This window comes from Providencia sp. PROV200 (assembly GCF_049901995.1).
GTDB lineage: Bacteria > Pseudomonadota > Gammaproteobacteria > Enterobacterales > Enterobacteriaceae > Providencia > Providencia rettgeri_E.
Genome location: NZ_CP096308.1, coordinates 225,344 through 237,664 on the forward strand (window position 1 = coordinate 225,344; position 12,321 = coordinate 237,664).

Sequence of the window (12,321 nt, forward strand, 5' to 3'; positions counted from 1 at the left end):
GCATGAGGCCGGGTTTTTAATTCCTAAATTTATTTTAAATCTATTAAAGGTGATCAAAATGACTATGTCCAAAAATGCATTTGCTCATGAAAATCAGCTGTCCTTCAACGAACTGTTTGAAGCTGACGACCGGACTTATGAAGCAATTTGCGCTGCCAAAGATGATCGTTATGAATTGCGTTATTCGCAACAGATGGCTTACGAAATTATTCGTGACTCTCTGTACATCATGACGGCCCCCAGAAGCAACGTTGAACAGCGTGTTGATGAAATTCTCTGGATCTTCTCTGATAAAAATCAGTCGGATCTGTGCTCTTTCACTAGCTGCTGCTTCTTCGCCAAACTGGACCCAGAAGAGACTCGTATGAGTGTTCTGCATCGCTGGAAGCATGACCTGGCTGAACAAGATCGTTTAATTCAGTCGAACCACTACGATGCGCCATCAAATATGGACTTCGTTGAATCACAGCGTCGCGGTTTCGAAAAATACAAGAAGGCGTTCTATCACTACTACCCGAACGAAGCTGCTCGGAAGTGTGCATAACCGCTTAAAGAATAACGCTGGCATTTGTCAGCGTTTTACTTTCTCTTGGAGATATTCATCATGGCTAAATATATTAATTTTGATACTTCTGTCGTTGAACCACAAAGCGGCTTTACCGTTGAAATGATTGATGACCTCATTGGTTACGTGCATGGCAATTCACCAAAGCGTAGTGTTAGTTTGTTTGAAAACCTACCCGTTTTTGAAGAGTCTTTCGTGATCAATACGTACCACCCAATGGCCCCGGATTCACTAGAAATACACTTCTTCCGTGATGAGACAGGTAATTGGTGGCCGTACATGACCGTTGATGCACTGTGTTTAGTGCATACGTTAACGACATACGGCTACGGTCTGATGGGCTCAGAGGGTTAAGCAATGCTGATACCTTATGTGTCTTTCACATCAAATAAACGGTCATATTTAATCCGCGAAACCTCAATTTCTCAGTCCTGGCCTGATAGTCGCCATGCTGATGTTGAGACCTTTGTGCTCTCTACTGGCAAAGTGCTTCGCGCCACCAACATTAAACGTTTTAACTTCATCGATATTGCTGCACATCAGGATCCTATTCCTGTCACAGTAAACGATAATATTAACTTCTGAAAAGCAAAGGCCCCGTAGCGGGCCTTTCGTTTTGGTGAACTGTATGAGTGCTTGTGCATTGATTGAATACAATAACGCTTCCGCGAAACTGCGTGGCGTTGTCGTTCCGGGTGATGAAGCTTGTATTAAATATGCTTTATCACGTTGGGCAGTGATTGCATTTCGTATCCGCAATACAGACGACAAATTCACCCGCATACCGGTTGAGGATTGGATGGAAGGCATTCAGGCAACTGTTAGCCCCTCCCCTGCTCGCGAACGCATTCTGGCCGCATTGGCTCGTTGCAAGCCCGGTATCTTTTAATTTTCTAAATTCATAAATCTATTAAAGAGGTACGTATGTCTCATTCTGTCGAATTGAGCATTTACGGATTCGTATCTGAAAAGATGCGCCTTTGGCCCACTTCTGATGTTCAGGAGCAAGCTGACTTGGCGTTAATTCATTCCGATATGTTAACTGTGAAATTGCTTAACGATCGTGGACTTGGCATTGCCAATACTGCGTTTGGTATTAATCAGAACGAATCCCAGGTATTAAAGCTGGCGACTCGTTTTGCGTATTGTTGTGCATGTGGCCGTTTCTCCGACCCTAGCCTTGACCTTCTCAAAAAAGAGATAGTCATGCTTGGCCGGAGTTTGTGTTCCAGGTTCTTCGACTCAACGATGGCTGAGGCTGTTCGTTTCGTGGCACATGAGCCCGAGTTCATGAAAGAACAATGTGTTTGGTAATCCTTACCCTTCATTTTTATCTACAGGAGTATTTCTCATGCGTTACGTTACCTCTGACAATAGCTACACCACAACTTTCCCTATCGCTGTTCGCAACATCCTTTTGGAAATTGTGCCCGTTGATGAAGAAGATTACTCGCGCGGTTCTGATTTACGCGATGATCTCGGTGTGGTGATTAATGAAGAAACCTATATTGACATCAATCATCGCTTTGCTGATTTGGAAGGCGAGGTTCGGACATTGCTTGCAATGAACCGAATTGGTGTTGGTACGGAATCGTTCAATGACCCTGACTGCCCTTCGCTGTCTGTTAATCAAGCATTATTGATTAACTTGGCGATGGACTTGAATGGGGTGATTCATACCAGTTTGTACCGGGATTTGTTTAAGAAAAACTCATTCTGCGCGCAGATGTTGGTGAGTATCGTGGAGATGGCTGAGGCTGTTTTGTCTGATAATGAAGAACCGGATGTTTTCAAAGATTCTCTCTTTGGTGGTATCTACTCTCGTTACACCATCGGTTTAAAAGCACACCTGTTTCACTAATTGCTTTTTTGCTGTCCACAAACTCTCTTTCACTGGTGATGTATGAAAAACATATTTAAATTCCTGCCGCTGATTCCTGCGGTAATCATTGTAGCTGCAACGGTATTTTTCAGCTTTGATGTCATGACTATGGTAGTTGTTATTGTTGTCATGTCTGTCATTGCTGCCGGTTGTGTTGCATTGGCCGCTTATTTCATCGTGCTCATCCTTCAGGATGTCTACGGTAAAATTATGAAACTGCGTCACTCTCTATAACTTCGATTTAACTTCCCCTCCGCACAACATCCTCGTTGTGCTTAACTTCCCTCAGTGAGCCCTAAAATGAAACTTAATACCCTTCGCTTCTTCTCTCTTGTTTTTACTGTTGCAATTGCTGTCATGGTGATTGTTTTCGGTAGTCACTTTGGCATCAAGGTGACAGAGGACTTTGTCATCAAAGTTCTTTTGATTGTCTCGATGCCGATCGCGTTTACTCGCAACAAGAGCAAATCGTAATTCCAGCCTAGGGTAACCACCCAAAACCCTGTCTTCGGACAGGGTTTTTTTTTGCTTTTTTTTACCAGCCATAACCGGAGCTGCATTCACAGACAACGGAAGGATGGTAAACAAAACGCAAGCACATGCGATTCCTTCAACCCTTTGAGAACACCGGTTTTTGGCCTCATTTTGCTGGCCTTTTTTGCCGTTTTCCTTGCCTGTGTATGACAAAATGACCGCTCATTGATTCATCAGATGAGGGATTTGATGAAACTTCTCGTATGTGCTCACAGCCGTTCGATGCTCATGCCTGTTTTTAAGCTGCCAGCCATACTCTGCACTGACTCTAACCGTCTCAGCTTGCAGCGTGAACTTGAACGTAAGTACGGCGGACGCATGACCCTCGATGAGGCCTGTAAGGAAATTGGTATAAAACCCGAAAGCATCATTAAGAAGATCGGGCAACAAAGATATAGACACTATCAACTGTGCCAACAGCTTGAAAAAGCCAGGGTTTTTAAGGGGAAAAACTCCTTTTTTTGGACTGACAGGATAGCGGCAATTCTTACCAAAGGTAATGAAGATGAAATTCCAAAGTTTCAATAAAACAGTCATCGCTACCCTGGTATTTGGGGTGCTCTCTGCTCATGCGGTAGCAGAGGGTGGCAAAGATAATAAACCAAAGGCTTCCAACGGGCAGGTTACCGCTGGAGGTACCTCGTTTCTGGATGGAAAAGAAGAAGGCTGGTTCTGGAAAAAAATGCCTCCTGAACCGCCGAAAGAAATCGAACCTGAGACTACTGTTGCTAAAGCGGACAAAACCGAAGAGCAGGACAAGCAAATGCCTGTCCCTGAACCTTCCGTTGCGGTTACTCCTGAAGAGGGGCCTGAAGCCTTTACCGTGGCCTGGTACCGTGAAAACGTACAGAAATTACGTGACCGCGCAATTGACGAGCCAACCCAGGAAAACGTCCGGGCCTATTACCTTGCGCAGCGCATTATGTTGGACAAGGCGAGCCGGTTTACTGATATGGCGCGCTTAGTGACATCTACAGATCCATTGATTGATGAAAGCAGTCGTCGCTCTACGTCTACCTTCGGCGCTATGGACCAGTCTGCGGAGGCTGAAAAAAACTCACGGCTTGTTATAAAAGACATTGCCACACGCGCTGGGGTTTTCTTTTTCTTCCGTGGCGAAGATTGCTCAATCTGTGTGAAACAAGCGGCGATCATGAATACGTTCACTTACATGACCGGTATGAAAGTTATTCCAATTTCGATTGATGGTAAACCAATGCCTGGAAACATCATGGAGAACTGGCGTGCAGATACTGGTCAAGCAGCAAAATTGCAGATCACCAACACTCCTGCGCTCGCACTGGCTATTCCTCCAGAGGCAACGCGGATTCTTTCATTCGGGCCTCTCAGTGCCGATCAGTTGATATCCCGCACAATCATGATTGCACATGACTCGGGGCTCATCACCAACGAGCAGTACAAAAGCACGCTTCCATATAACGACAATGGGTATATCGATTCGAGCATCCTGAAAGATATGCCGGAAGAGTACCTGGAGAACTCGGACGACTTTATCAAATACATTCAGAAGAAATCTGGTTACGCAGCATCTACAAAGGCGAAATAACAGTAGCGGGAGTAACAAAAAATGGTTTTACAACATCAAAAATCTAAAGGGCTCAAACGCACTATCTTAGCAATATCGATTGCTCTGTCGGGTGTGTTCACGTCTTCTTCCAATGCTGCGGATATCAGTACCCAGCTCGATAGTATGTTCGGTTCAATGTCCAATGTAACTGGCGCGGGAGATTATCACAGCATTACTCGTGATGGGTACACTGGTGGGGGCTTTGTTCTCCGAAATAAACTAAGAACTCTTACGCCAGTCACAATCGATCTTCCTGCCGCGTCGGGCGGCTGTGGAGGGATCGACCTTTTTGGTGGGTCTTTCTCATTTATCAATGCCGAGCAGTTTGTTCAGATGCTACGTAACATCGCCGCTAACGCGGCTGGTCTGGCTTTTCAGCTGGCACTTAACGCAATGGATGCAGTTCTGGATAATGCCATTTCAAAAATGCAGGCTGTTGTTCAGCAAATGAACGATCTGACCGTTAACTCCTGCCAATTAGCAAAAGGATTACTGGTAGATACAGCTTCCGCATTTGGTGAAAATGCCAAAATGTCCGTGTCATCCCAACTCTCGTCTGATGGTGTTGTTGACCAGTTCAAGGCAATGTGGGGTAACTCAGGTGGTGGTGAAGCCCCAGAGAAAGTCAAAGGTGATACAGGGAAACGTAAGCCTTGTGGCGACTATGGCAACCTCATGTGGTGCTTGCTGCAAAATGGACAGTTCTCATCTCAATTCGAAGGCTCTGAGCAACAACAGAAAGAATTGGTTATGTCTCTCACTGGTACGATTATTGTTGGAAAAGATATCAGTACAGACAAAGACGGATCCATTAAAAAAAGCGTTGTTCGACTTGGCCCTCTGGCAACTAGCTCCGTGTTGGATTCTATTATTCATGGTGACCCCGCCTTCCATATGTGGAGTTGCGTAAACCAAACCGAAACGTGCGAAAACCCAGTGCAACAGCAAATTGGCTTGAATGGCGTTGCTAACACCATTAATAAATTCTTCATTGATGATGGGTATCTGGTTTCGGCAAAATCGGGTGGTGAAGTATCTAGAGAGCGGCATGAACAGGCTGGGTATTACAACGTTGGTGGCGCTGGTAATAAAGCTATCATTTTGGCAAGGCATGACCTGAACGCCAGTCATTCGTATATTCGAGCCATCTCACCTGTCCTATCCTACTCGGCTGCGAATCAATACCTCAGTGATCTACTAACGGCCGCAGCAACAGGGGCCCGTATGGCGCAGTCTAACGATGATTCTGCTTCAGCTTACTACGAAGAGATGTATAAGTTGATAGAAGATGCGCGACGTAATTTGGCAATTTCCTATAGCACATTAGCGGCCAGATACGGCGGTGAAGAGAAGATCCAGGAAACCTTCCAGTCCTACATGCAATCCCTGCCTTTAACTGAATATCAAGGTGAAGGGTCGGTAGACGGCGCACTCTAAGAGGATATGAGTAAATGACTCAGTGGAACGTATATACCGTTGGTGACATTGAATTTATGCATAATGTTTTCAACGCAGTTGCAATGCTAATGAATAGTGGGATGTTCTCAGATCTATTTCGCATTGCTGCATTGTTAGGGGTGATCGGGATTGTTATTTCATCGGCTATTTCAGCAGGTAAAACCGTCTCCTTCCAAAACATGGCCGTCTGTATTGTCATGTATATGGTGTTCTTCCAGGTTTCGGCTCGTGTCAACATCGAAGATGTTACTAGCGGACGTTTCCGTGCAGTTGATAACGTTCCGGCAGGCCTTGCAGCATCGGCCTCCATCATATCCACTGTCGGGTATTCAATTACAGAAAAAATGGAGCAAGCATTCTCCACTCCTTCAATGACTGAGTATGGTGCATTGGATCCATTGGTGGCAATGACGTCTCTTTATGACACATTAAAAAACCCAATGCGCTGGTTTTTAGCCAACGAAAAACCGCGTGTAGATTTCGCCAGAAGCGTGGAAAGTTATATGAAAACCTGCGTGACTAAAGATGTTATTCGGGGGGCGAAAACCTACTCAACTCTTTATAGAGGCACTCAAGGCGTGCAAGGGCTGAGATCTGATGACCGCTTCCAGCACGTCGTGCTTTATGATGGCAATATGGTGGGCTGGGCTCCAGGAATGGAAGATATGAAAGGTGTATCTTCACAATATTCTTGTGCAGATGCTTTTGATAAATTGATCATGCAACATGCATCCTCTTCTGACATGTTCCGTAAAGCCTACCAGCGTTCTTATGCCGCTTTGGGCCGGACTTGTCAGGGCGATGGTGACGTCTGTAATACGAGCAGAAAAGTTCAGGAGATCATGAATTTTTACAACCTAAGCGGTACAACGATGCGTGATTTCCAAATGACGATGATCATGTACCCCTACCTTCGTGATGTGCCTAAGTATGGATATGAAGCCTCCTTCCGAGGTGCCGCTGCTATCACCCGAACTCAAACGCAAACCCAACAAGCCTTCCAGTGGGCATCCTCCGGCGCGTCTTTCCTGTCTTGGATGGCGGCGTTTATGCCAATTTTCCAAGGGCTAATCTATGCTCTTACGCCATTCATGGCCTTTTTATTCGGTCTGGGCATTATGGGTGTTCGCTTGGTTATGAAATATTTTCTGGTCATTATCTGGACTCAGACTTGGATGCCACTGGCAGCAGTTGTAAACATGTACGTGCTTGTTCACACTCAAACTAACTTGTCTGCCATTTTCAATGGTATAGATCCGATTTCATTCGATAAGCTATATCTGATGCTATTTGAAACTCAAAAAAGCATCGGCCTTGCTGGGAATTTATATGCGATGATCCCTGCATTGGGTGGCTTTATCGTATGGGGTAGTTCGGTCGCCTTTAACTCACTGGCAAACTCCGCCGCTGCGCCTCACGCAGCTGATACCAAGCAGATGGCTCCTGATGTATCGAACGCGCCAGCCATGAACAACCGAAGCGCTGATGTGAACTTCGATCGCTCCAGTGGGTCTGTCATGGGTGGTGCATCTTCCGCATTGCCTAAATTTGATATGAAGCAATCTGCTTCTACTAACCTCGCCAGCGCTAAACAGAACGTCGAGTCAGCCTCGGTTGAACGCTCTGCATCAGAAGGGAAAATGTTCCAAGAGGTTGCTTCCAACATGCGAAATGGAACCCAGTCTCAACAAAGCCAGGATGCCATGCAAGCTGCTTTGGGTTCTCTAACCTCTTCCCAGCGTTCGTTTGTTCAAGATGTCGCTTCGCGTAACGGGACTTCCGAAGCTGAAGCATTGACAGCTTTGAATATGGGCTCTGTTCAAGGTAGCGCTGAGGCATCTGCTGGTTTGAAAATTGGAGGGTCTGGTGCCTCAGTTTCTGGGTCGGCATCCTTACAGCGTAATGAGTCAGCTTCAAAAGGTAAAACTCACACGGCGGACGCGAGCTACTCAAGCAGTGATAACGCTTCAAACAGTGACGCGCTAAGCTCGCAACTCAGTCAAATCAGGTCACAGTCTTCAATGGCTTATTACAGCAGCATGCAGGCAGCAGGACAAAGCACTGCGGCAACCCAACAATACGGTGAAGCTTATAAAAAACAGGAGTCGGCTCAAAAATCCTATTCTGAAGCACAACAGTATTCGATGAGTAGCTCTCTGGGCCAAAACATGAACTCAGCACAGATTGCGCAATCCATTGGAGGTAGCAACGAAGCTCAAGCCGCACTAACTCAGGTATTGGCTGGTCGCGAAGACTTATCTCAGCGGATCAACGAAGATACAGCACGCCTCTCTTCACTAGGGATGACACAGGAAGATGCGCATACATTCGCTCAGTTCAGCGCAGCGGCTTCAATAGGTCAAGCTGGCGAAGTAGCTAAACTGTCAGGTTTCGTTAGTGGAGGTTCGCAACAACCAGAGGTCAGCGCTGATGCTGCCAGGGCAAACCAAGGGATCGCAGCTAACGCAGAGCAAGCCGAAGCGCATATCGATAGTATTGCTGGTGGTGTTAATAATGGTTCAAGTTCTACCCAGGGTCAGGCAGCAGCAGGCATAGCTGGTAATTATGCCCAATCAGCACCAGGCACAGCCCAGGGGCACGTTATTGATCAGCATTTCGATAATAAAGGACAGGTTGAGAATCATGAATCCCGTTCAACCCAAGAACTCAACACTATGAGAGGCAATGCTGCACGATATGAACTGGTGAACAAATCAAATTATGGAATGACGGGGGATGCGATGCCTAAGGTTCAAAGCGCCTTAGACAAGGTTTCAAACGGCATTAAGCCGGGGGGGTTCTCTTATCAGGAAGGTTACGGTCAGGGACAGGAAATGGCTTCTCAAGTAACTGGTGTTGGAGGTGAAAGAGGCGAATACGCTAAAAATGCCATCTCACACTTGTACGGTACCGTCAAAGACAAAGACAATACGCCAGAGCAAATGGAACACGCTCGTATTCAGGCCTTCCACGCTGTCACCCTCGCAACCGGCGGTGAATATGTGAACGGTAGGCTTGAAGGCGGCGATCAGCAGCTAGCAATGGCGATTATTGGCAAGGTAGAATCCACGAAGAGCAACATGCATCGTACTGATGCTCATGTCGTAAAAGAATCTGTCGAGGCGCTGATGTCTGATAACGAGAAGAAATAACCCTTAACATACAAAAGCCTCCAGTCGGAGGCTTTTTTTTGGCCTAAAAAACTCAACCGATATAGAGCATATAAGCAGCGGGAACGCTGAGTACCAGCCAAAACATGCAAAGCGCAATGTCTCTTTGGATCCCCGGTGGTTTGGGTGGTGACTTTTTCGTGCTTATTGGAACTCTGTGAACCACAATGGGGGGTAGATAGGCTACGCCGTGTGCGCCAAATGTACTCATGTTTTACTCCCAAATATCAGTAAAAGAAAAGCACCTCGTTTTGCTGCCCTTCTTTGTTGCCCGTATACGTCATTGATTTATGCTTGCTCAATGGCGTCTCTATGCATTGATTCTCTCACAGTTCTTTCAGGTGACGAAATTTTCTGTGATACGCCTAGCCATCAATGCCTGCAATCTACAAGGTGATTACGAATGATAACCCTTTTTAGGAAAAATTGGTTTTCAAAAACGGTCTGCACGTTGTTCACGATGAGCCACTTGGTTGTAGCGATGTATGCCCCCTACGCTTACTCGGCAAACTCGGCAGCAAATGCTCAGTCAGCGGTTGAATTCTATAAGTCTCTACCCGGTCTTTCTGCAAATAGTAACGGCACTGTTCAGTATGGGGATGGTGAGGCCGTTAACTTAAATAACGTGTATCCTGGCGAGGCGTCATCCACCTCCCTGGATCAGCTGAAATCCGTGTATGGTAATGATGGTGAAACCCAAAAGTTAGGCTTTGATACTGGTTCTGCACTTGCCTCTGAATCGTCATTGCGAGGCGAAGCCTATCGCGCCGTTTCAGGCTCAACGAAAACGACTGCAAAACTGAAAGCCACGGATTCTATCTTTGACAAACACAAAGATTTCTTGGCGAACCAGGATAAATACATGCAGGATCTGGATGACTGCTCAATGACCTCCGAACTGAATACGGACGGTGTTAAGCAACACATTCCTGATTATAAAGAGTGCACTCGCACCACCAGCGTCAGTGGCACCTATCGTTTAACCCACCCTTACGTGGCAGGCTTCCTGAGCCATAGCTCCGGTTCTGCCAACATTGAAGGTTGCGGTGAAGCCTGCGTAACTCTTTGGGTGGGTAGAGTCGGCGATAACTACTGGGATGGTCGTTGTAAAATATATGAAGAATATACAGGTGTTCGCGTTTACAACCCGCAAGCCATTTCCAGTGCAAAACTGACTTACGCAACCTGGGATGATTATATGCAGATCTACCTTGGTGAGAAAAAAGTATTTGCGGGCCCTGTTGCAGGAATGAAGGATGCAGGTACTGATGGGAAATACCGACCTTGGAACTACAGCAAAGGTGAGTTATTCCCACCAGAAACCGAAGGGCCTTGCGAGTTGGATACCAGTTGGCGTGTTGATCCACAGGCTGACGTGACTCAGAACTTCCAGGAAGTACAAGACGGCGATGAACTGATTTTCAAAACACGCGTTTCAGTTTATGGCAATGGTGAAGGCTATGCGAAATTGGAAGTTCGCTACGACCCATCTAAGGCCGTTAGCAAAGATGAATGGATTGCCGACAACCAAGAAGGGTTCAATACTTTTCTGGATGCAGTCAATCAGGGTTATTGCCAAAACTATTCGGTCACCTGCAATGAAACAGTCACACCTGACGCGAATGGCTGCGCTTATATCAATGGGGTTACTGTGTGCGAAAAGGATCTTAAAACACCACCGATCGGCGGGCTTTCCCCATTCTGCCGTAGTGCAACCGTTGTATCTAACTGTGGTACTGATGCCGGAGTGAATAACTCATGCAAAGACTTTGATAATAACAATGCCTGCAAATTTATTAAGTCTTCCTGCATCACAGGCGCAGCTGGTGGGCAAAGCGGTTGTTGGCAAGCTTCTGAGACCTGGGACTGCGGTCAAGATGTTACAGTGCCAAGCACTACACAAACCGAGACTTACCAGTGTGCTGGAGCGGTGCAGTGCATCAACGGTACCTGTTTAACGCCAGAATCGGAACCTAGTGGAGACTTCCAAACGGCAGTCGCAATGCTTCAAGCGGCGACTTACGCGGTTAACGAAATGACCTGCGGTGATGAAACTATCAACGTCAATCGCACTTGCACCTTATTCAAAGGTGAAGCTGCTACTTGTAAATCAGCACTGGGTGGCTGGGTCGATTGCTGCAACCAGCCTGTTGATGTCAGCTGGATTGAGTATCTTCAGCTAACCTACTACACCCTGAAAGTTTCAGATGCGCTGGCCGTTAAAGCGGGCATGTTCGAGCAAGGTAAAGGCATGTTCGACATGGGTTCTGAATTGGCTAACAGTGCTATTGATGCAATCACTAAACCTGCAATGTCTGCACTGGATAGCTTAACTGGTAATGCAGGGTCAGCGGTTGCAGATAAAATTGCAGATCTCGGTATCGGAGAAATGATGGATCAGGCGGTGGGCACTTTAACTAAACAAGTTGCTCAATGGACTTTGGACACCTTTGGTTCGAGCGTAACAAATGCGTTATTCCAGGCCGGGGGCACAGCTGCTGGGTCAGAATCGGTTGCTGCGGTCGGGTCCGACGGCGCATTAGCCAGTTCTGTAGAGCTGTCTTCCACCCTTACTTCCGCTATTTCCGTTGTCGGTTATGCCTACATGGCATATCAGGTTGCAAACATCTTGGTAAACATCATCTGGGCTTGTACAGCAGATGAATTTAAGCTTGCTGTGAAAAAAGAAACCAAACTTGCGACCTTCATCGATAGCTGGTGCCAATCCAAAGTGTTAGGGCAGTGCATTGAAAAACGGTCAAGTTACTGCACGTTCAACTCACAGATTGGGCGAATTTTCCAAGAACAAGGGCGCGCCCAGTTGGGCATTGGTTGGGGTGATAACAAGAATCCGGATTGCCGTGGCTTAACGTTGGAAGAGTTTGGTCGAATTGACTTCCAAAAAGTCGATCTGTCGGAATGGATTGGTTCACTTTACTCAGCCGATTTACTGCCAACGCCCGAATCAGTCAATCTCGACAGCATTACCGGTTCAGGCAGCATTCTCAACGTTGACGGTAAACGTAAAAACAGCCTCGACCGTTTCAAGGATGGCGTTGATAGCGTTGATATAAATGACCTGAAGGATAAAGCAGGCGCTTCAATACAAGTGCGTTAATCATAA

General features: G+C 46.5%; 14 protein-coding genes. 12 read left to right on the plus strand and 2 right to left on the minus strand.

What is annotated here, in order from left to right; genetic code table 11:
• The first annotated feature begins 58 nt into the window (after nt 1–58).
• Genes M1E86_RS21075 through M1E86_RS21105 form a run of 7 tightly spaced genes read left to right on the plus strand, consistent with a single transcriptional unit; the run spans nt 59 to nt 2,681 of the window.
• Nucleotides 59–544, plus strand: coding sequence for a hypothetical protein (locus M1E86_RS21075; protein ID WP_042847230.1), 486 nt, complete (start codon nt 59–61; stop codon nt 542–544).
• A 60-nt stretch (nt 545–604) separates the two neighbouring features.
• On the plus strand, nt 605–919 hold the full coding sequence (locus tag M1E86_RS21080) for a hypothetical protein (protein WP_042847229.1): 315 nt from the start codon (nt 605–607) through the stop codon (nt 917–919).
• Nucleotides 920–922: 3 nt separating this feature from the next.
• Nucleotides 923–1,150 carry a hypothetical protein gene (locus M1E86_RS21085; RefSeq protein ID WP_042847228.1) on the plus strand — a complete coding sequence of 76 codons (228 nt, stop codon included), beginning with the start codon at nt 923–925 and terminating at the stop codon, nt 1,148–1,150.
• Between the two features lie 43 nt (nt 1,151–1,193).
• Complete coding sequence (locus M1E86_RS21090; RefSeq protein WP_042847227.1) at nt 1,194–1,454, plus strand: hypothetical protein; 261 nt, start codon at nt 1,194–1,196, stop codon at nt 1,452–1,454.
• A 35-nt stretch (nt 1,455–1,489) separates the two neighbouring features.
• Nucleotides 1,490–1,879 carry a hypothetical protein gene (locus M1E86_RS21095; RefSeq protein ID WP_042847226.1) on the plus strand — a complete coding sequence of 130 codons (390 nt, stop codon included), beginning with the start codon at nt 1,490–1,492 and terminating at the stop codon, nt 1,877–1,879.
• 37 nt (nt 1,880–1,916) lie between these two features.
• On the plus strand, nt 1,917–2,426 hold the full coding sequence (locus M1E86_RS21100) for a hypothetical protein (protein WP_042847225.1): 510 nt from the start codon (nt 1,917–1,919) through the stop codon (nt 2,424–2,426).
• Between the two features lie 42 nt (nt 2,427–2,468).
• Nucleotides 2,469–2,681 (plus strand): hypothetical protein, encoded by a 213-nt coding sequence (locus tag M1E86_RS21105; protein ID WP_042847224.1) that lies wholly within the window; start codon nt 2,469–2,471, stop codon nt 2,679–2,681.
• 51 nt (nt 2,682–2,732) lie between these two features.
• On the opposite strand, the gene M1E86_RS21110 is transcribed toward M1E86_RS21105, so the two are convergent.
• Nucleotides 2,733–3,134, minus strand: a complete 402-nt coding sequence (locus M1E86_RS21110; protein ID WP_042847223.1) for a hypothetical protein — start codon at nt 3,132–3,134, stop codon at nt 2,733–2,735.
• 36 nt (nt 3,135–3,170) lie between these two features.
• Between M1E86_RS21110 and M1E86_RS21115 the strand changes: the two genes are divergently transcribed.
• From M1E86_RS21115 to M1E86_RS21130, 4 genes are read left to right on the plus strand one after another with little or no spacing between them, the layout of a single operon-like run.
• Nucleotides 3,171–3,509 carry a hypothetical protein gene (locus M1E86_RS21115; RefSeq protein ID WP_166268095.1) on the plus strand — a complete coding sequence of 113 codons (339 nt, stop codon included), beginning with the start codon at nt 3,171–3,173 and terminating at the stop codon, nt 3,507–3,509.
• Nucleotides 3,487–4,548, plus strand: a complete 1,062-nt coding sequence (gene traF, locus M1E86_RS21120; RefSeq protein WP_042847222.1) for a conjugal transfer protein TraF — start codon at nt 3,487–3,489, stop codon at nt 4,546–4,548. The genes M1E86_RS21115 and traF overlap by 23 nt, the downstream gene beginning before the upstream one ends.
• A gap of 21 nt (nt 4,549–4,569) precedes the next feature.
• Nucleotides 4,570–6,006 carry a conjugal transfer protein TraH gene (locus tag M1E86_RS21125; RefSeq protein WP_042847221.1) on the plus strand — a complete coding sequence of 479 codons (1,437 nt, stop codon included), beginning with the start codon at nt 4,570–4,572 and terminating at the stop codon, nt 6,004–6,006.
• A gap of 14 nt (nt 6,007–6,020) precedes the next feature.
• Nucleotides 6,021–9,179: a conjugal transfer protein TraG N-terminal domain-containing protein gene (locus tag M1E86_RS21130; protein ID WP_052219375.1), complete on the plus strand. Its 3,159-nt coding sequence runs from the start codon at nt 6,021–6,023 to the stop codon at nt 9,177–9,179.
• A gap of 52 nt (nt 9,180–9,231) precedes the next feature.
• Here the strand turns inward: M1E86_RS21130 and M1E86_RS21135 are convergent, their stop codons facing one another.
• Nucleotides 9,232–9,408 carry a hypothetical protein gene (locus M1E86_RS21135; RefSeq protein ID WP_200129300.1) on the minus strand — a complete coding sequence of 59 codons (177 nt, stop codon included), beginning with the start codon at nt 9,406–9,408 and terminating at the stop codon, nt 9,232–9,234.
• 192 nt (nt 9,409–9,600) lie between these two features.
• Between M1E86_RS21135 and traN the strand changes: the two genes are divergently transcribed.
• Entirely contained in the window at nt 9,601–12,315 is a 2,715-nt protein-coding gene (gene traN, locus M1E86_RS21140) for a conjugal transfer mating pair stabilization protein TraN (RefSeq protein WP_191901261.1), read from the plus strand.
• The last annotated feature ends 6 nt before the right edge of the window (nt 12,316–12,321 follow it).